The sequence below is a fragment of the Kitasatospora sp. NPDC058478 genome, from assembly GCF_042720345.1.
Taxonomy (GTDB): Bacteria; Actinomycetota; Actinomycetes; order Streptomycetales; family Streptomycetaceae; genus Kitasatospora.
Window position 1 is genome coordinate 241,555 of record NZ_JBHXML010000001.1, and the last position, 18,470, is coordinate 260,024.

Here is an 18,470-nt window from a genome sequence, read left to right on the forward strand (position 1 = left end):
GCCGGGTCGTCCGGCTGGTGGTCACATTCGACCGGAGCGGGCTGTACCGGCGGATCCCGCCGGGGTCGGGAGCCGTCTCCCTCCCGGGAGGGAGACGGCGGCAGGCTCGCGGGGGAGCCAGGGCCGGCCGCTGAGCTGGCAGGATGGTGGAATGCCCAGGATCCTCGCGCCGCTGCTGGCCGGCGCCACGTACGCGCGCCTGCTGCACCTGCTGGTCGGGTGGATCTTCGCGGGCGTCGTCCTGATGATCTATCCGGGGACGTACCACAAGGGCCTGGGCGAGATCGTGGTCGCGAGCGCCGCGGTGGACACGGCCCTGCTCACCCTGGTCGCCGTCGTCCCCGCGACGCGGCGCGCCGAGGGGGTGCAGGCGCGGTTGCTGCTGCTGCCCGACCGCGAGGAGGACATTGCCGTCGAGTCCTCCCGCACCTGGGCGGACCGGCGGCGCACCGCCGGCTGGCTGATCGGGCGGGTCGTGCTCGGCTCGGTGGTCGGGTTCGCGACGGCCTTCGGCCTCACCAGCGGCTACGACCTGCTGACCGGACCGGACTCGTTCTGGTACCTCCCGCTCGCCCCGGTGCTGGTGCTCGGCTACGGCTGGCTGGTGGTGTCCGCTGGTCGCCTCCAACTCGCCATGGCGGTAAGGCTTCTGGGGCCGTCCCCGGCGGAGCGGCTGGCGGAGGCGGAGCTGCGGGCCGAACGGCTGCTGGAACGCAACAGGTTGGCCCGCGAGCTGCACGATTCCATCGGCCACGCACTGACGGTGACGGTCATTCAGGCGGGTGCCGCGCGGGAGGTCGGGGACCAGGTGTTCACCGCCAAGGCGCTCGAAGTCATCGAGGAGACCGGCCGCCGGGCCATGGAGGACCTCGAACGCACCCTCGTCCTGCTCCGCGAGACGCCGGAGGGCGCGGCCGGTAACGGAACGGCCACCGAACAGCCCGGCGTCGATCAGCTGCCCGCACTGTTCGACACCGCCCGGTCGGCAGGGAGCCCGGTCGAGGCACGGATCGAGGTGTCGGCGGGGGCGCTGCCCGGGGTGCTCTCCCGCGAGTCCTACCGGATCGTCCAGGAGGGTGTCACCAACGCGCTCAAGTACGCGCCCGGCGAGCCGGTCAGCGTCCGGATCGCCGTTCAGGGCGGGCAGTTGGAGCTGCGCTGCGCCAATCGCTCGGCGGTCGGCGGGGCCCCGGCGAGCCTGGCGGGCGGCGCGGCGGGCAAGGGCGGCAAGGGCGGCAAGGGGCTGCGCGGCATCCGGGAACGCGCCACGCTGCTCGGCGGGGAGGCCACCGCCGGGGTGTCGGGCGACGGGGGCGGGGAGTGGGTGCTCGCCGTCCGGCTGCCCCTACGCTTGGGCTCGTGACGAACGATCCTGTGGGCGACGGACCGGCGAGGGGCTCCGCCGGGATGATCGACATCCTGCTCGCCGACGACGAGGAACTGGTCCGGGCCGGGATGCGGGCCGTCCTGGAGGCGCAGGGGGACCTGCGGGTGGTCGGTGAGGCCGCCGACGGCGCCGACGCGGTGGCGCTGGCCCGCACGCTGCGCCCGCACGTCGTCCTGATGGACGTCCGGATGCCGGTGCTGGACGGCCTGGAGGCGACCCGCGAGCTCCTGCGCCCCGGCGCGCCGGGGGAGCAGCCGCCGAAGATCCTGGTCGTCACCACCTTCGAGAACGACGACTACGTCTACCAGGCGCTGCGCGCGGGCGCCGACGGCTTCCTGCTGAAGCGCTCCCGGGCGGCCGAGATCGCGCACGCGGTACGGCTGGTGGCGGCGGGCGGGTCGCTGCTGTTCCCGGCCGCGATCCGCCGCCTCGCGGCCGGCCACGGCAATCCCGCCGCCCGCGCGACCATGGAGCGGGCGGCGCTGACCGAGCGCGAGGCGCAGGTGCTGCGGCTGGTCGCGCGCGGCCTCAGCAACGGGGAGATCGCCGAGCTGCTGCTCCTCGGCGTGCAGACGGTGAAGACCCACGTCAGCAGTGTGCTGGCGAAGCTCGGGGCGCGGGACCGCACCCAGGCGGTGATCGCCGCGTACGAGTCGGGCTTCGTCGAGCCGTCGGAGTAGCGCACAGCGCGGCGGGCAGGAGTGGCGTACCGGGCCTGAGCGGCGCAGCGGGCAGGAGCTCGGCGGGGACGCGGGCGGCCCGGCGCTGTCGGGGTCAGGCCGGGTAGGCGTGGGTCTGGGCGGCCTTGACGGAGGCCCAGACCTCGGATCCGGGCGCCAGCCCCAGCTCGGCGACGGCGGCCGGGGTGAGGTCGGCGGCCATCGGCAGTTCGCCCGCGAGGTCGGCGCGCACCTGGTCGCCGTGCAGGTCCAGGCCGGTGACCTCGGCCTTCCACACGTTGCGCGCGCTGGACTGGGGCCGTTCGCGGTGCAGGGTCACGGCGGACGGCGGGAAGGCGACGAAGGCCGGGCCGGACAGTTCCTCGGTGGTGGCCAGGACCGTGCCGGCCGTGAGCGTGACCTGGTGGCCCTCGGCCACGCCCTGGTACAGGTTCAGTCCGACCAGGCGCGCGATGTAGTCGGTGCGCGGCCGCCGGGCGACCTCCGCCGGGCTGCCGGACTGCACCTCGTGCCCTCCCTCGATCACCACCAGCCGGTCGGCGAGCACCATCGCGTCCAGCGGGTCGTGCGTCACCAGCACCGCCACGGCCTCGAACTCGGCCAGATGGCGCCGCAGTTGGGCGCGCACGTCGAGCCGGGTGCGGGCGTCCAGGGCGGCCAGTGGCTCGTCCAGCAGCAGCAGCCGGGGGCGGACGGCCAGCGCCCGGGCCAGCGCCACCCGCTGGGCCTGGCCGCCGGAGAGGCTGCCGGGGCGTACGGAGGCGTGGTCGGCCAGGCCCATCCGCTCCAGCCAGGCGGCCGCCTCGGCCCGGGCGGCACGCTTGGGGCGGCCCTGGCAGCGCGGGCCGAAGGCGACGTTGTCGAGCGCGCTGAGGTGCGGGAAGAGCAGGTAGTCCTGGAACACCACGCCGACGGGACGTTCCTCGGCGGGGGTGTGCACGCGCTGCCCGGGCTCCTCCAACAGACGTCCGTCCAGGCGCAGGTGGCCGCCGGTGAGCGGGAGCAGCCCGGCGAGGGCGCGCAGGGCGGTGGACTTGCCGGCGCCGTTCGGGCCGAGCAGCGCGACCACCTCGCCGGGGGCGGCGGTGAGGGCGAGGTCGAGGGTGAACGCGGCGCGCTCCACCCGCAGCCGGGCGTCGAGGGCGGGTGCAGGCGCAGCCGTGGCAGCAGGGGCGGCGGGGTCGGCGGGGGCAGCGGGGTCGGTCGGGGAGGTGCTCATCGGGGCGGCGTCCAGGGGGTCGGGGCAGCGGTGGCCGGGTTCCGGCCCGGGGCTCGCAGGGCCGTCACGGGGTCGACATCCAGCGGTCGCGCAGGCCGACCAGGACCGCGACGGAGACCACCAGCAGGACCAGCGACAGCGCGATCGCCGCCTCGGGGTCCGATTCCATGGCGAGGTAGACGGCCAGTGGCATGGTCTGGGTGCGGCCCGGGAAGTTGCCCGCGAAGGTGATCGTGGCGCCGAACTCGCCGAGCGCCCGGGCCCAGGCGAGGACCGCCCCGGCGGCGATCCCCGGGGCGATCAGCGGCAGGGTCACCCGGCGGAACGCCGTCAGCCGGGAGGCGCCCAGGGTCGCGGCCGCCTCCTCGTAGCGGGGGTCGGCGGCGCGCAGCGCGCCCTCCACGCTGATCACCAGGAACGGCATCGCCACGAACGCCTCGGCGATGACCACCCCGGTCGTGGTGAACGGCAGCGTGATGCCGAAGGCCGAGTCCAGCCAGGAACCGACGATGCCGCGCCGCCCGAGGACCAGCAGCAGTGCCACGCCGCCGACCACCGGCGGCAGCACCAGCGGCAGGGTGACCAGGGCCCGGATCACCCGCCGGCCCGGCAGTTCGGTGCGGGCGAGCAGCCAGGCCAGCGGGACGCCGAGGACCAGCGAGACCGCCGTGGCCGCCGTCGCGCAGATCAGCGACAGGCGCAGGGCGTCCCAGACGGCGGCGCTGGTGAGCTGCTCGGACAGGCCGCTCCAAGGAGCCCGGACGAGCAGGCCGACCAGCGGCAGGATCAGGAACGCCAGCCCGAGCAGCGCCGGGAGCAGCAGCGTGACGGGGACGCGGTGGGTGCGCCGGCGCCGGCGTGGCAGGGCTTTCGCCGTTGCTGCCATGCCGGGCCCGGTGTCGGCGGTGCGTTCGGTGGTGCGCCCGGTGTCGCTGGTGCGCTTGGTGGTGCGGTCGCTCACGGCGCCTGGAAGCCCGCCGCGGTGAGCGCCTGCTTGGCCTCGGGCGACTGGATGTACGCGACGAAGGCGGCGGCGCCGTCCTTGTTCGGGGCCTTGGCCAGGGCGGCGATCGGGTAGTCGTTCACGGCCTTGTCGGCCTCGGGGAAGTCCACGCTGTCGATCTTCCCGGCATCCGCCTTCACGTCGGTCTTGTACACGAGCGAGGCGTCGACCTCGCCGAGCTCGACCTTGGTCAGCGCGCCCTTGACGTCCTGCTCCAGGGTGACCGGGGTGAGGTTGACGTTGGCGGCCTTGAGCGCGGTCAGGGCGGCGGCGCCGCACGGCACCTCCTTTGCGCACAGCGCGACCTTCACGCCGGAGGCGGTGAGGTCGTTCAGGCCCGCGACGTGCTTGGGGTTGCCCTTGGGCACGGCGATGGTGAGCGTGTTCTTGACGAAGGTCTTCGGGTCGCCGCTCGCGCCGCCCGTGTCGGTCACGGTCTTCATGGTGGCCGGACTGGCGGCGGCGAACACGTCCGCCGGGGCGCCCGAGTTGATGCTGGTGGCGAGGCTGGAGCTGCCGCCGAAGTTGAACTTGACCTTGGCGCCCGGGTTCGCGGCCTCGAACTTCTTGCCGAGGTCGGTGAACGTCTCCTTGAGCGAGGCGGCGGCGAAGACGGTGATGTCGCCGGTGGCCTTCGGGACGCTGCCGCCACCGGCCGCCGACGAGGCCGAGGAACCCGCCGTCGAAGCGGGCGAGGAGCCGCCGGACTTGCCACCGCCGTCGCTGCCGCAGGCGGTGGCCCCGAGGCTGAGGACGAGGGCCGCCGCGGCGGCGACGGCGAGTCTGCGGGTGGTCGTACGGGTGCTCATCGGGGCTTCCCCTCCAGGGCTCGCGCCGGAAGGGGCGCGGGGTGAGGCCGCAGGTGCGGCCATTACGGTGATCATAGTGCCGCAAATACGAGTGATAAGTCCTCTGTCGCTTCGCACAGGCGGGGTGTGGCGGGGGTCTCCGCCCGGCTGTGTGAAGGCTCAAACGTGCACGGACGGCGCCGGGGCGGGAGTGTTGCGGGGGTCGGCGTGACGGCCGGTGTGAGGGGCCGTGTGAGGGGGGCGACGTGAGCATGGTGCCGGGGAAATTGCGTCGCGCAGGGGGCGGTCGGGCGGACAGAGTGGGGGCGATTCGTACAGCAGTCCGTACAGCAGTCCGTACACACCGCCCGGGTCGAACGGCCCAGGAGGGGAGGAGGGGTCCGTCCATGTCCACGTTGCGCGTCACCGTCGAGAAGCTGGTCGTCCTGGAGCACCCGAACGCCGACGCACTGGAGCTCGCGCAGGTCGGCCTCTACCGGGCGGTGGTCGCCAAGGGCAGGTACCGGACCGGCGACTACGCCGTCTACATCCCCGAACAGTCGGTCCTCCCGGCGGAGTTGATCGAGGAGCTGGGCCTGACGGGCAAGCTGGCCGGCAGCAGGTCCGACCGGGTGAGGGCCGTCCGGCTGCGCGGTGAGCTGTCCCAGGGCATCGTCTGCCTGCCGACCGTGCTCGCCGGCACCGACCTGGCGGACGCCGCCGGGCGCGGCGAGGACTTCGCCGAGCTGCTCGGAGTCGTCAAGTGGCAGCCCCCGGTGCCGACCTCCATGAACGGCGACGTGCTGAGCGCGCCCGACCTGCTGCCCTGGGTGGACATCGAGAACCTCAAGCGCTACCCCGACGTCTTCGAGCCCGGCGAGCCCGTGGTGCTGACCGAGAAGCTGCACGGCAGTTGCTGCCTGATGACGTACACCGCTGCCACCGGCGAGGTCCAGGTGTCGTCCAAGGGCATCGGGGCGCAGGGGCTCTCACTCGTCGAGGACGAGCGCAACCTGTACTGGCGGGCCGTGCGCGCGTACGACCTCCCCACCGTGGCGGCCCGACTGGCCGAGCGGCTCGGCGCCGAGCGGGTCGGCGTCTTCGGCGAGGTCTTCGGGGCCGGTGTGCAGGACCTGACGTACGGCGCCTCCGGCCGTGCCGAACTGCCCGGCTACGCCGTGTTCGACGTGTCGGCCTTGGTGGACGGGCAGCTGAGGTGGTACTCCGCCGCCGAACTGCTCGACGGCGAACTGCCGTTGGTGCCCGAACTGTGGCGCGGGCCGTTCGACCCGGAGACGGTGCTGGCCTTCGCCCAGGGCGAGGAGACCGTCTCGGGGCGTGAACTCCACCTGCGCGAAGGCGTGGTGGTCCGGCCGGTGACGGAGCGCTGGAGCCTGGTGGTCGGCGGGCGGGCGATCGCCAAGGTGGTCGGTGACGCCTACCTGACGCGCAAGGGCGGCACCGAGTACGAGTGATCCCCGCCCCGCCCCGTCGCGCCCTCCCGTGCGCTCCCGCGCGCTTTCGCTTCTTCGCGCGCGCCTTCGCGCCTTCCGTTACTGATGATTCGTCAGTTACGTTGATGGGTCGCCTGTGGAGAATGGAGTGCCGATGACCACCGCCACCGCCCTCATCCCCGGGCCGGCCGGAAACCCCCTGGTCGGGTCGCTGTTCGATCTCACCCGCCGCCCGCTGCGCACCTACCTCGCCGCCCACCGCGACCACGGGGACGTGGTCCGGTTCCGGGTCGGGCCGCCCGGGCTGCGGGTCGAGTTCTACGGGGTGTTCTCCCCGGAGGGTGTCCAGCAGGTGTTGGGCAGCGAGGCCGCCAACTTCCGCAAGGAGAACGCCTTCTACGACGAGCTGCGAAGCAGCGTCGGCAACGGACTGCTGACCAGCCAGGACGGCGACTACCAGCGCCAGCGCCGGCTGGTCCAGCCGCTGTTCACCCGCCGCCGGGTGGACGGCTACGCGGGCGCCGTCGCCCAGGAGGCGCGGGCGCTCACCGAGCGGTGGAACGCGATCCCGGTCGGGGGCGGGGGCGGGGTTGTGGACGCGGCGGAGGAGATGTCCCGGTTCGCGCTGCGCGCCGTCGCCCGGATCCTGTTCGGCGCGGACGTCGAGGAGGCGGTGGCGGTGGTGGACCGCAGCTTCCCGGTGCTCGGTGAGTACGTCTGGGACCGGGGCTTCGCGGCGATTCGCATCCCGCGCACCTGGCCGACCCCCTCGAACCGGCGCGGCGCCGAGGCCCAGCGCGCCCTGTACGCGGTCTGCGACCGGATCATCGCCGAGCGGGCCGCGCGCGGCGACCTGGACGAGGACGCGGACGACCTGCTCACACTGCTCGGACGGGCCCGCGGCGAGGACGGGGAGCAACTCGACCCGGCCGAACTCCGGGACCAGGTACTGGTGTTCCTGCTCGCCGGGCACGAGACCACGGCCACCTCGCTGGCCTTCGCGCTGCACCTGCTGGCCACGCACCCCGAGCAGCGCAAGCTCGCCCAACAGGAGGTGGAGACCGTGCTGGCCGGCCGGGAGCCGACCGCGGCGGACCTGGAGTCGCTGCCGTACATCACCCGGGTGCTGAAGGAGTCGATGCGGCTCTACCCGGCGGCGGCTCTGGTCGGGCGGAGGGCGGTCGCCGAGACGGTCATCGACGGGTACGTGATCCCGGCGGGTGCCCAGGTCGTCGTCTCGCCGCTGGTCACCCACCGGCACCCGGCGCACTGGCCGGACCCGGAACGCTTCGAACCCGACCGCTTCCTGCCCGAACAGGAGAAGGAGCGGCACCGCTACGCCTGGTACCCGTTCGGCGGCGGTCCGCGGGCGTGCATCGGGCAGCACTTCGCGATGCTGGAATCGGTGCTGAGCCTGGGCGTGCTGCTGCGGGACTTCGAGATGGAGGCGGTGGACGAGCGGGTGGCGCTCGCCCAGGGCATCACGCTCCGCGCGGCGAGCCCGATGCGGATCCGGGTGACGGCGAGGGGAGCCGCGGGGCTCGCCGGGTAACGGCTGACAGCCTGCAGCATTCAGATTTCAGCGGACAGATAACAGAAGATGAAATCTGTTATCTGTCATCTGTTTGTTGTCATCTGTTCGCCGCCTCTCCGGGTGTGCGACCGACCGGCGCCCACCGGGGTACGGGCATGCAGCGGGGGCGCCGCCCCGGCGGGACGGCGCCCCTCATCGGTTCTGCCGGCGCCTCAGCCCCGGCTCTGGAACACGATCTTGGTCCAGCTGGAGCCCGGGCAGTTGCCCCAGACGTCCCAGGCCTGGGATCGGGCGCCGATCCACAGGCCGGTGGTGCTCGTGCCGTTGGCGCAGTAGGTGATGGTGCGCAGCTCGCCCGAGTAGACGTTGCAGTAGCCCACCCAGCGCCACCCGTAGTCTGCGGTGATGACGCAGTGGTAGGAGGCGGCGGCCACCTCGGGCGAGGCCCCGATGGCACCGGCGGTGATGGTCTGGTCGGCGGCGGCGGCGACGGTGGGCGCGGCGGCGGCGGGCAGGGCGGTGGTGCCGAGCACGCCGAGGGCGGCTGCGGCGGCCATCCCGAACGTGGCGATCTTCCTGGCGATGCGACCTCGCATGGCGGTTTCTCCTCGCTCAACGGTACAGATCGGGCAGTGCGTCCCCGGCCGTCCGGATCCACGGGGCGAGTGAATTCCGGCTTCCTGTCCGGCTGATGACGTATTGCGCACGAATGACTGCGGACAGTGAGACGACGACCTATGATGTGACCTGTGTCACAGGCTTTTTCGATGGGTCGTGACCTGCCCAACTGGGCTTTCGGAGTGCCGATTTCCGGGGAGAGCGGCATGGCGGAATGCGACGGTCGGTGTGGCGGCGGACGCGGGAGCGGGGGCGGGAAGGACTTCGGTCCGAGGCCCGCCGATCGTCAATCGGCCGATTTCAACCGGGTGTTCACGGAAATGCTGCCGAGGCTCCACCGGGCGGCCGCTTCGCTCACCGGCGGGCTCGCCGCCGGGGACGTGGTGCATGACGCGTATCTGCGGATCGCCCGCAGGCCGGAGCGGTTCCTGAGCCATCCGCAGCCCTACGCCTACGTGTTCACCACGATGGCGAACATCCTGCGCGACCAGTGGCGCCGGGAGCGGCGGAGGGTCGTGCTGCCCGATCCGTCCGAGACGGCCGAGCGGGAGCGGGGCCAGCCGCCGGTCGAGTCGCCGTCGGGCGGGATGGTCGAGCTGCAGGCGCGCTGGGAGGTGCTCCGGCTGCTGGGCTGCCTGACCTCGAAGCAGGCCCGGGTGGTGGTGCTGGTGGATCTCGACGGCTACACCGTCGACGAGGCCGCCGAGCTGCTGGGCCTGCATCGCAGCACGCTGGCCGTCACCCGTCGCCGCGCCCACGGGAAGCTGCGCGCCGTCCTCGCGCGGGAGCGGGAACATGAGCGGGAGGGCGAGCGGGGCGATCGGCCGGGGCCCACCCCCGCAGCGGCGCCCGGCGCGGGGTCCGATGAGGGGCCCGGCGCAGGCCCTGGGGCGGCTCCCGAAGCGGCTCCCGACGCACCGAGCTGACGCTAAGTCAGCTGATGCGCCACCCCGGCCCGTACGCTGAAAATCGTGATCACGTACGAGGACCACCGCCTCCGCGCCCTGGCTGACGACGGCCGCTGGCCCGAACTGCTGACCGCCTACCGGCAGGGCCGGGCGGCAGCCGTGGAGCGCGCCGGGGAGGAGCCCGCGGCGGCGCTGACCGCGCCGCTCGGCCACCTGATCGCCTACTCGGCGCCGCCGGAGCTGTCCGTCCGGCTGTTCGACCGGGATGGCGGCCCGGGGACGGTCGCCGGGGTCGCCGACCATGACGCCGGTCCGCTCTGGGAGGTGCTGGCGACTCGGCATTCCTGGCTGCGGCTGGCTCCGCTGCTCGTCCCGGCCCCGGTGCGCCGACTGGTCGCGCAGACCAGGGTGCTGCTCGGCGAGGACCTCTCGTACGGGGCCGAACCCGACCCGGAGGGCATGCCGCTGCTGCTGGCGCCCTGGGAGACGGCCGGATGGGACGAGGGGGCTCGGGTGCGCCAGTACCTGCCCTGCGGGGGCGCGCGCAGTGCGCTGCTGACCCTGCCGGCCAGCCGGGAGGGTCTGGGCGAGGTGGTGCTGCCCGCGCCGGGTGTACGGCTGGGCGGGCAGCGGGCGACCCGGGCGCTGGCCGCGCTGGCGGACTGGGCGGAGGTGGTCTGCGTCCGGGGCCCGGCGCCGCAGGCGGCCGCCCAACTGGCCCGTAGTTCCCGGGTCACCGGTGGGTACCTGCCGTTCGCGCTGGTCTACCCGGCGCTGGTGCAGGCCGCCGTCGTGGACCGCGGGCGGGGCTCGGCGCACGGACGGTTGGCGCTCTGGCGGGCGCTGGTCGCGATGGCCGGCGCGGAGGGTACGGACGGGCCGGACCGGGCGGAGGTCGACGCGCTGGTGGCCCGGATGCGCTGCTTCATCTGGCACGAGCCGGCCGCCGGGCTGCGCCATCTGCACGTCGCGCTGGAGGACCCGGCCTGTGGCCTGGCCTGGGCGGTGAGCGGCTCCGAGGACCTGTGAGGACCTGAGAGGGCCTGCGAGACTCCGTCAGGACCTGCGAGGACCTGCGAGGTGAGGACCTGCGAGGACCCGTGAGAACCGGTGAGGGCCTGTGGCGAAGGCCCGCCGGACATGCGGAACCCCCGGTCCGGCGCCGTTTCCGGGGGAGGTGGTGGCGCCGGACCGGGGGCGTATGAGGGGGCCGCTCAGGCGGCCGCGGCCGTGCCGCTCCGGACGGGGTCGGCTTCCGGAGCCGCCGGGACGGCCTCGGGGGCCGCGATCGGCCCGCCGTGCGCGTCGACCAGGGTCCGCTCGTCGAACGGCTCCTCGCCGGCCAGCACCCGCTGGGCGCGGTCCGCGTCGAGTTCGCCGGTCCAGTGCCCGATCAGGACGGTGGCGACGGCGTTGCCCGCGAAGTTGGTGAGCGCGCGGGCCTCGGACATGAAGCGGTCGATGCCGACGATCAGGCCGACCCCGTCCACCAGGGCGGGCTTGTGCGACTGCAGTCCGCCGGCCAGGGTGGCCAGCCCGGCGCCGGTGACCCCGGCCGCGCCCTTGCTCGCGATCACCATGAACACCAGCAGCGAGAGCTGCTCGCCGATCGACATCGGCTTGTCCATCGCCTCGGAGATGAAGATCGACGACATGGTGAGGTAGATCGCGGTGCCGTCGAGGTTGAAGCTGTAGCCGGTCGGCACGGTGATGCCGACGACCGGGCGGCTCACGCCGAGGTGCTCCATCTTGGCGATCAGGCGGGGCAGCGCGCTCTCGGAGGAGGAGGTGGAGAGGATCAGCAGGAACTCGCGGCCCAGGTAGCGCAGCAGCGCGAACACGTTGACCCCGGCGACCAGTCGCAGCAGCGCGCCCAGGACGACGACGACGAACAGCACGCAGGTCGCGTAGAAGCCGATCATGATGACCGCGAGGCTCTTCAGCGCGGCCGTGCCGGTCGCTCCGACGACGGCGGCCATCGCCCCGAAGGCGCCGATCGGCGCGACCCACATGATCATCGACATGACCCGGAAGACCAGCCGCTGCACGTGTTCGATCCCGCGCAGCACCGGGGCACCGGCTGGGCCCATCGCCTGGAGGGCGAAGCCGGCGAGCAGTGCGACCAGCAGGGTCTGCAGCACCTTGCCCTCGGTGAGGGCCGAGAACGTGGTGGTGGGGATCATCCCGAGCAGGAAGTCGGTCGTCGACTGGGCGCCGCCGGCTACGGCCTGGGCGTGGCCGGACTTCGCGAGCGCGGCGGTCAGGTGCAGGCCGCCGCCGGGCTCCAGCAGGTTGCCGACGGCCAGACCGATGGCCAGCGCGACGGTCGACATGACGAGGAAGTAGCCGAGGGCGAGGCCGCCGACCTTGCCGACCTTGGCGGCCTTGGTCACCGAGCCGATGCCCAGCACGATGGTGCAGAAGATCACCGGGCTGATCATCATCTTGATCAGGTTGACGAAGCCGGTGCCGACCGGCTTCAACTCCACGGCGAAGCCGGGGGCGGCCAGCCCGACCACGATGCCCGCGACCACGGCGGCGATGACGGAGAGGTAGAGGTAGTGGGTCCGGTCCCTGCGTCTGGATCCCCCCGCCGGTGCGGCTCCAACGATCGACATCTGCGGCTCCTTCGCCGTGCGGTCCTGGCGGCCCCGGGTGGTGGGCCGCTCTGACTATCGGGCCTGGGCGTGACGGAGGTCACGTTTGCGTTCATAGAGTTCACGGCCGGGCGCGACCGGGCGCAGCCGGGCCGTGGGGGTGCGACTGGGCTGCGGGACGTTCGTCGACGGGCAGTCGACAGGCCGCCGACCGATCGCGGGCCCCTGGGGGACCCCGGGGGCGTGGTGCACACTGGCAGGCATGTCCGTGCGCACCGCCCCCACGCCCCCGCGCCGACGGCTCCCGGCACCCCGCGGGCTGGTCCGCAGCTTGGCCGGGCAGCTCTTCGTCGTTCAGGTGGTCATCGTCGCCGCCGTGGTGGCGGGCGGCGCGGTGCTCGCGTACCTCTTCACCGCCGACCGGGCCGAGGACGCGGCCCGCCGCCAGGTCACCGCCGTCGCCCACGCCGTCGCCGACTCGCCGTCCGTGCGGGCCGCCGTCACCGCGCCGGACCCGACCGCGGTGCTCCAGCCGTACGTCGAGCAGGTGCGGGTGGACACCGGCGTCTCCTTCATCACCGTCATGGACACCGAGGGCGTGCGCTGGACCCACCCGCTGCCCGAGCAGATCGGCAAGCGCTTTCTCGGGCACATCGACTGGGCACTCGCGGGGGAGACCCGCAGCGAGACCTACACCGGCACGCTCGGACCGTCCGTGCGGGTGGTCACGCCGGTGCTGGACGACCGGCACCAGGTGATCGCGCTGGTCAGCGCGGGCCTCACGGTGGAGTCCATCTCCGCGCAGTTGAGCGGCCCGCTGCTCGCCCTGGTCGGGGTGGCGGTGGCCGCGCTCGGGGTCGGCGGCGTGGGCACCTACCTCGCCAACTCCCGGCTGCGGCGGCACACCCACGGCATGGGGCCGGCCGAACTCAGCCACCTCTACGAATACCACCAGGCGACCCTGCGCTCGGTGCGCGAGGGGCTGGTCCTGCTGGACCGCGCGCACCGGGTGGTGCTCTGCAACGACGCAGCCCGCGAACTGCTCGGACTGGAAGGAAACTTGGAGGGTCGTCTGATCGTGGAGCTGGGGCTGCCGCGGGCGCTGGTCGCGGCCGTGCTCGGCGACGAGCCGGTCCGGGACGAGGTGCACCTGACCGCCGAGCGGGTGGTGGTGCTCAACACCTCCACCATCGGCACCGGCCTCGGCCTGGTCGTCACCCTGCGCGACCACACCGAACTCCAGTCGCTCAGCGGAGAGTTGGACTCCGTGCGGGGCTTCACCGAGGCCCTCGGGGCGCAGGCGCACGAGGCGGCCAACCGGCTGCACGCCGTCGTCTCCCTGATCGAACTCGGACGCCACGAACAGGCGGTGGAGTTCGCCACCGCCGAGCTCGCGCTCGCCCAGCAGCTCACCGACCGGGTGGTCGCGGCGGTCGGCGAACCGGTGCTGGCCGCGTTGCTGCTCGGCAAGGCGGCCCAAGCGGCCGAGCGGGGAGTGGAGTTGACCCTCACCGACGACAGTCGGATCGACGACGGGCTGCTGCCGCCCGGGCTCTCCTCACGGGACCTGATCACCGTCCTCGGCAACCTGATCGACAACGCCGTGGACGCCGCCATCGCCGGAGCCGCGCAGAGCACGGTGGCGCCGGAGGTCACCGTCACCGTGCGAATCGACGCGGGTGGTGGCGGTGCGGACGGCGGCGGTGCGGACGATGGTGGTTCGGGCGACGGCGGTTCGGCGGGCGGTGGTGTGGCGGGCGGCGACGTGGCTCCGGGTGGGGGCGGTTGCCTGCTGCTGCGCGTCGCCGACACCGGGGCGGGGATCGACCCGGCCGCCGTCGAGGACGTGTTCCGGCGCGGCTGGAGCACCAAGCAGGACGGGCGCGGGCATGGTCTCGGGCTGGCGCTGGTGGCCCAGGCCGCCCGGCGCAACGGCGGCAGCGTCGCGGTCGGGCGTGACCGGGGTGCGGTGCTCACCGTCCGGCTGCCGCTCGCCGGGCTGCCGGCACGACCCGGTGAGCGGCAACCGGGGCGGCCGGGGCGGCCGGAGCGGCCGGAGCGACTTGGCCAGGCAGGGCAACCGGGGCAACCGGGCCGGCGGGAAGGGGCGTCGCGATGACCGAGGCGACCGCCGCTCCGGGGATCTCCGTGCTGGTCGTCGAGGACGACCCCGTGGCCGCCGCCGCGCACACCCTCTACGTCGAGCGCGAACCCGGCTTCCACGCCGCCGGGACGGTGCACAGCTGCGCCGACGCGCTGCGCTTCCTGGACCGCGCCCGCGCTGCCGGGAGGCCCGTCGACCTGACCCTGCTCGACCTCTACCTGCCGGACGGCCACGGCCTCCAGCTCTGCCGCTCGCTGCGCGCCGCCGGCCACACCACCGATGTCATCGCGGTGACCTCGGCCCGCGACCTGGCGATGGTGCGGCAGGCCGTGTCGGCGGGCGTGGTCCAGTACCTGCTGAAACCGTTCAGCGCCGCCGCCCTGCACGATCGCCTGGAGCGCTACGCCCGCTACCGCGACAGTCTCGGGCGCACCGGCGAGGCGACCGGGCAGGACGAGGTCGACCAGGCGTTCGCCCTGCTCCGCACGCCCGAGCGCAGCAGCCTCCCCAAGGGGCTGAGTGCGCCCACCCTGGACACCGTCGCCTCCGTGCTGCGCGAGACGGCGACGGGCCTGTCCGCCGCCGCCGCGGGCGTGGCCGCCGGGGTCTCGCGGATCACCGCGCGCCGCTACCTCGAACACCTCGTCGACACCGGGCGGGCGGTGCGGGAGCCGCAGTACGGGAGCGTGGGGCGGCCGGAGCTCTGCTACCGGTGGAAGGGTGGTGGGGCGGCTCCGGGTCGGCGGGGGTGAGGGCCGTGACCTTTTCGCCGGTCGCTCGTTGGCAGGACCGGGGGCGGTTCACTCACTCGGGTGGTTCTGGGGGCCCCCGGGGTATCCCGCCAGGTCAGGGGCGGTAAAGTTAGGCTTACCTAACTTCTTCTGGGGGTTTGCCTTGTCGCTCGCCGCCGTTCCCGCCCAGGCCCCGGCCTCCTCCTCCGGAGCCGCCGGAGCCGCCGGAGCTGTCGAAGCCGCTGGTGTCGCTGGAGCCGCCGGTGCCCCGGCCTCCGGCGAGGCCATCCTGCGCCGCCAGCGCGTACGCGAGTCCGCCGCCCGTACGTACGCCCGGTCCTTCCCGATCGTCCCGGTACGGGCCCACGGCATGACCGTCGAGGGCGCCGACGGGCGGCGCTACCTGGACTGCCTCTCCGGCGCCGGGACGCTCGCCCTCGGGCACAACCACCCGGTGGTGCTGGAAGCGATCCGCCGCACCCTCGACAGCGGCGCCCCGCTGCACCTGCTCGACCTCGCCACCGCCGAGAAGGACGACTTCACCAGCGCCCTCTTCGAGAGCCTGCCCGCAGACTTCGCCGCCGGCGCCCGGATCCACTTCTGCGGGCCCGCCGGCACCGACGCCGTCGAGGCCGCGCTCAAACTGATGCAGACCGCCACCGGCCGGTCCGGCGCGCTCGCCTTCACCGGTGCCTACCACGGCATGACCGCCGGAGCCCTGGCGCTCACCGGCAACGTCGCCGTCAAGGAACCGCTGCCGAGCGGCGGCGAGGTCGTCCGGCTGCCCTACCCGTACGGCTACCGCTGCCCGTTCGGCGTCGGCGGCGAGGCCGGCGCCGACCTCGCCGCAACCTACGTCGAACGGCTGCTCGACGACCCCTCGGGCGGGGTCGTCCCGCCCGCCGCGATGATCCTGGAAGCCGTCCAGGGCGAGGGCGGCGTCGTCCCCGCGCCCGACGGCTGGCTGCGCGAGATGCGCCGGATCACCGCCGAACGCGGCATCCCGCTGATCGTCGACGAGGTGCAGACCGGCGTCGGGCGCACCGGGGCGATGTGGGCCGTCGAACACAGCGGCATCGTCCCGGACGCCATGGTGCTCTCCAAGGCCATCGGCGGCAGCCTGCCGCTCGCCGTCGTCGTCTACCGGGAGGACTACGACGGCTGGCGCCCCGGCGCCCACACCGGAACCTTCCGCGGCAACACCCTCGCCATGGCCGCCGGCGCCGCCACCCTGCGCCACGTCGCCGCCCACGGACTGGCCGAGCGCGCCGCCGTCGTCGGCGAGCGGATGACCGCCCGGCTGCGCGGGCTCGCCGCCGAACTGCCGGTGATCGGCGACGTGCGCGGGCGCGGCCTGATGATCGGCGTCGAACTCGTCGACCCCGCCGCCGAACCGGACGCCTGCGGGGCCCGGCCGGCCGACCCGGCGCTCGCCCGCCGGGTCCGCGAGGCCTGCCTGGCGCGCGGGCTGATCGTCGAACTCGGCGGGCGCCACGACGCGGTGCTGCGACTGCTGCCGCCGCTCACCATCACCGACGAGCAGGTCGCTGCGGTGCTCGACCGGCTCGCCGACGCGATCGCGGCTGCGGCGGCCGTCGATTCCGCCGCTGTGGCGAGCCCTGCGGCTCCCGCGGCCCGGGGCGCCGAATGAGCGCGGGGCGAGGGGGCGGTGGCGGTTCAGGGGAAGGCTCGGGAGGAGGTTCGGGCGCCCGATCCGGGGCCGGTGGTGACTCCGGGGCCGGGGGTGGGGCCGGGGCCGGGGGTGGTTCCGGCGCCGCCGCCGGACTGCCCGGCGGGCCCGTCCCGTTGGACGCCCTCGCGGGCGGCGTCGGCGGGCCCGGCGCGCTCGGGCCGCTGCTGGCCACCGTCCTCGACGCGCTCGACCACGGCATCGCCCTGCGCGGCGGGCCGCTGCCCGCAGGCAGTCCGGCCGAGCTCGGCGCGCTGGTCGCCGACGGCCTGGCCGGCGCCCACGGGCCCGGCGCGCTCGCCCGCCTCACCGAACTCCTCGCCTACGGCGCCGCCGACCCCGCCGACCCGGCCTGCGCCGCCCACCTGCACTGCCCGCCGCTCGCCGTGGCCGCCGCCGCCGACCTCGCGGTCAGTGTCCTCAACCCCTCCCAGGACTCCTGGGACCAGGCCCCCGCCGCCACCGCCCTGGAGACCGCCCTCCTCGCCGAACTCGCCACCTTGGTCGGCTACGACCCGGCCCGCGCTGCCGGCGTCCTCACCTCCGGCGGCACCGAGTCCAACCTCATGGGCCTGATGCTGGCGCGGGACCAGAAGCTGGACGGCATCGTCGAGTTGGACGGCATCCCGGGCGGCGTCCGGCCGTGCATCGTCGCCTCCGAGGCCGCGCACTTCTCCGTCCAGCGCGCCGCCGCCCTGCTCGGGCTCGGCGAGCGCGCCGTCACCACCGTCCCCGTCGACCGGCAACTCCGGATGGAACCAAAGGAGTTGGAGCGGACCCTGGCCGAGGCCAGCTGGGCCGGACGCACCCCGATCGCCATCGTCGCCACCGCCGGTACCACCGACACCGGCGGCATCGACCCGCTGCACGTCGCCGCCGACCTGGCCGGCCGCTACGGCGCCTGGCTGCACGTCGACGCCGCGTACGGCGGCGGCGCGCTGCTCTCCGACCGGCTCGCCCCGCTCCTCGACGGCATCGACCGCGCCGACTCCGTCTCCCTCGACTGGCACAAACTCGGCTGGCAGCCCGCCGCCGCCGGCGTCTTCCTGGTCCGCCGCACCGAGACCTACGTCTCGCTCGCCCGCCGCGCCGAGTACCTCAACCCCGTCGACGACGAGCAGGCCGGCTACCCCAGCCTGCTCGGCCGCTCGCTGCGCACCACCCGGCGGGCCGACGCCTTCAAGCTCGCCGTCACCTTGCGCACCCTCGGTCGCGACGGGCTCGGCCGACTCGTCGACGCCTGCCACGAACTCGCCCGGTCCGCTGCCGAGGCCGTCCGCGCCGAACCGTCGCTCGAACTCCACGCCGAACCCGCGCTGACCGTCCTGCTGTTCCGCTACCGGCCGCCGGGCCTGACCGACGAGGCCGCCGTCGACGAACTCAACGGCAGCCTGCGCCGGTTGCTGCTGCGCACCGGGCGGGCGGTGGTCGGGCGGACCGAACTTCCGGGCGAGGGGCCCGGCCGGGTGCGGCTCAAGCTCACCCTGCTCAACCCGCACGCCACGGCGGGGGAGGTCCGTGCACTGCTGCGCGACGTGGTGGGCGCCGGGCGGAAGGCCGAGGGGGACCGGGCCGGCTAGGCGCGTGCTGCGGGGAGTCGGTCATCGCTGGGGAGTCGGTTGTCGTCGGCCGCCCGGCGCCCGGGCAGGCCCCGTTCGAGACCGAGGACCAGGGCACCGATTCGTGACCGCGACCAGATGACCACGGTTGCTGCGGTGGCGGTGGCGGTGGCGGTGGCGGTGGCGGTGGCGGTGGCG

Annotated in this window: 15 protein-coding genes; 10 read left to right on the forward strand and 5 right to left on the reverse strand. The window is 74.1% G+C overall.

Going from position 1 to position 18,470, the window contains the following annotated elements; translation table 11 throughout:
• The first annotated feature begins 151 nt into the window (after positions 1-151).
• Both ACFWPT_RS01050 and ACFWPT_RS01055 read left to right on the forward strand, forming a co-directional pair.
• Complete coding sequence (locus ACFWPT_RS01050) at positions 152-1,363, forward strand: sensor histidine kinase (protein ID WP_380478497.1); 1,212 nt, start codon at positions 152-154, stop codon at positions 1,361-1,363.
• A gap of 44 nt (positions 1,364-1,407) precedes the next feature.
• Entirely contained in the window at positions 1,408-2,067 is a 660-nt protein-coding gene (locus tag ACFWPT_RS01055) for a response regulator (protein ID WP_380478549.1), read from the forward strand.
• 94 nt (positions 2,068-2,161) lie between these two features.
• On the opposite strand, the gene ACFWPT_RS01060 is transcribed toward ACFWPT_RS01055, so the two are convergent.
• The 3 genes from ACFWPT_RS01060 to modA all read right to left on the reverse strand — a co-directional run bounded on the left by ACFWPT_RS01060 (position 2,162) and on the right by modA (position 5,098).
• Entirely contained in the window at positions 2,162-3,286 is a 1,125-nt protein-coding gene (locus tag ACFWPT_RS01060; RefSeq protein ID WP_380478500.1) for an ABC transporter ATP-binding protein, read from the reverse strand.
• Positions 3,287-3,350: 64 nt separating this feature from the next.
• On the reverse strand, positions 3,351-4,172 hold the full coding sequence (locus tag ACFWPT_RS01065; RefSeq protein ID WP_380337236.1) for an ABC transporter permease: 822 nt from the start codon (positions 4,170-4,172) through the stop codon (positions 3,351-3,353).
• Positions 4,173-4,243: 71 nt separating this feature from the next.
• Positions 4,244-5,098, reverse strand: a complete 855-nt coding sequence (gene modA, locus ACFWPT_RS01070) for a molybdate ABC transporter substrate-binding protein (protein WP_380478502.1) — start codon at positions 5,096-5,098, stop codon at positions 4,244-4,246.
• Between the two features lie 386 nt (positions 5,099-5,484).
• On the opposite strand from modA, the gene ACFWPT_RS01075 reads away from it, so the two are divergent.
• Together ACFWPT_RS01075 and ACFWPT_RS01080 are read left to right on the forward strand one after the other, a co-directional pair.
• The gene (locus ACFWPT_RS01075; protein WP_380478504.1) at positions 5,485-6,552 is read left to right on the forward strand and encodes an RNA ligase (ATP); all 1,068 of its coding nucleotides are present in this window, start codon (positions 5,485-5,487) and stop codon (positions 6,550-6,552) included.
• A 133-nt stretch (positions 6,553-6,685) separates the two neighbouring features.
• On the forward strand, positions 6,686-8,083 hold the full coding sequence (locus ACFWPT_RS01080) for a cytochrome P450 (RefSeq protein ID WP_380478506.1): 1,398 nt from the start codon (positions 6,686-6,688) through the stop codon (positions 8,081-8,083).
• A 194-nt stretch (positions 8,084-8,277) separates the two neighbouring features.
• Here the strand turns inward: ACFWPT_RS01080 and ACFWPT_RS01085 are convergent, their stop codons facing one another.
• Entirely contained in the window at positions 8,278-8,661 is a 384-nt protein-coding gene (locus ACFWPT_RS01085; protein ID WP_380478508.1) for a hypothetical protein, read from the reverse strand.
• Between the two features lie 171 nt (positions 8,662-8,832).
• Here ACFWPT_RS01085 and ACFWPT_RS01090 point away from each other — a divergent pair, with 171 nt between their 5' ends.
• Together ACFWPT_RS01090 and ACFWPT_RS01095 are read left to right on the forward strand one after the other, a co-directional pair.
• A complete protein-coding gene (locus tag ACFWPT_RS01090) occupies positions 8,833-9,609 on the forward strand; it encodes an RNA polymerase sigma factor (RefSeq protein ID WP_380478510.1) in 777 nt (258 codons plus the stop codon).
• Between the two features lie 45 nt (positions 9,610-9,654).
• Entirely contained in the window at positions 9,655-10,620 is a 966-nt protein-coding gene (locus ACFWPT_RS01095) for a hypothetical protein (RefSeq protein WP_063349937.1), read from the forward strand.
• A gap of 185 nt (positions 10,621-10,805) precedes the next feature.
• Here ACFWPT_RS01095 and ACFWPT_RS01100 read toward each other — a convergent pair whose 3' ends face one another.
• Positions 10,806-12,209 (reverse strand): cation:dicarboxylate symporter family transporter, encoded by a 1,404-nt coding sequence (locus ACFWPT_RS01100; protein ID WP_380478512.1) that lies wholly within the window; start codon positions 12,207-12,209, stop codon positions 10,806-10,808.
• Between the two features lie 241 nt (positions 12,210-12,450).
• Here ACFWPT_RS01100 and ACFWPT_RS01105 point away from each other — a divergent pair, with 241 nt between their 5' ends.
• The 4 genes from ACFWPT_RS01105 to ACFWPT_RS01120 all read left to right on the forward strand — a co-directional run bounded on the left by ACFWPT_RS01105 (position 12,451) and on the right by ACFWPT_RS01120 (position 18,293).
• Entirely contained in the window at positions 12,451-14,307 is a 1,857-nt protein-coding gene (locus tag ACFWPT_RS01105) for an ATP-binding protein (RefSeq protein ID WP_380478514.1), read from the forward strand.
• Positions 14,304-15,044 (forward strand): response regulator, encoded by a 741-nt coding sequence (locus ACFWPT_RS01110; protein ID WP_380478516.1) that lies wholly within the window; start codon positions 14,304-14,306, stop codon positions 15,042-15,044. The genes ACFWPT_RS01105 and ACFWPT_RS01110 overlap by 4 nt, the downstream gene beginning before the upstream one ends.
• A 142-nt stretch (positions 15,045-15,186) precedes the next feature.
• Positions 15,187-16,674 carry a diaminobutyrate--2-oxoglutarate transaminase gene (locus tag ACFWPT_RS01115; RefSeq protein ID WP_380478518.1) on the forward strand — a complete coding sequence of 496 codons (1,488 nt, stop codon included), beginning with the start codon at positions 15,187-15,189 and terminating at the stop codon, positions 16,672-16,674.
• Between the two features lie 155 nt (positions 16,675-16,829).
• Positions 16,830-18,293 carry a pyridoxal phosphate-dependent decarboxylase family protein gene (locus ACFWPT_RS01120; protein ID WP_380478520.1) on the forward strand — a complete coding sequence of 488 codons (1,464 nt, stop codon included), beginning with the start codon at positions 16,830-16,832 and terminating at the stop codon, positions 18,291-18,293.
• The last annotated feature ends 177 nt before the right edge of the window (positions 18,294-18,470 follow it).

Coding starts and splice junctions, on each gene's coding strand:
- ACFWPT_RS01050 (WP_380478497.1), top strand. CDS start 152: ATGCCCAGGATCCTCGCGCCGCTGCTGGCCGGCGCCACGTACGCGCGC.
- ACFWPT_RS01055 (WP_380478549.1), top strand. CDS start 1,408: ATGATCGACATCCTGCTCGCCGACGACGAGGAACTGGTCCGGGCCGGG.
- ACFWPT_RS01060 (WP_380478500.1), bottom strand. CDS start 3,286: ATGAGCACCTCCCCGACCGACCCCGCTGCCCCCGCCGACCCCGCCGCC.
- ACFWPT_RS01065 (WP_380337236.1), bottom strand. CDS start 4,172: ATGGCAGCAACGGCGAAAGCCCTGCCACGCCGGCGCCGGCGCACCCAC.
- modA (WP_380478502.1), bottom strand. CDS start 5,098: ATGAGCACCCGTACGACCACCCGCAGACTCGCCGTCGCCGCCGCGGCG.
- ACFWPT_RS01075 (WP_380478504.1), top strand. CDS start 5,485: ATGTCCACGTTGCGCGTCACCGTCGAGAAGCTGGTCGTCCTGGAGCAC.
- ACFWPT_RS01080 (WP_380478506.1), top strand. CDS start 6,686: ATGACCACCGCCACCGCCCTCATCCCCGGGCCGGCCGGAAACCCCCTG.
- ACFWPT_RS01085 (WP_380478508.1), bottom strand. CDS start 8,661: ATGCGAGGTCGCATCGCCAGGAAGATCGCCACGTTCGGGATGGCCGCC.
- ACFWPT_RS01090 (WP_380478510.1), top strand. CDS start 8,833: ATGGGTCGTGACCTGCCCAACTGGGCTTTCGGAGTGCCGATTTCCGGG.
- ACFWPT_RS01100 (WP_380478512.1), bottom strand. CDS start 12,209: ATGTCGATCGTTGGAGCCGCACCGGCGGGGGGATCCAGACGCAGGGAC.
- ACFWPT_RS01105 (WP_380478514.1), top strand. CDS start 12,451: ATGTCCGTGCGCACCGCCCCCACGCCCCCGCGCCGACGGCTCCCGGCA.
- ACFWPT_RS01110 (WP_380478516.1), top strand. CDS start 14,304: ATGACCGAGGCGACCGCCGCTCCGGGGATCTCCGTGCTGGTCGTCGAG.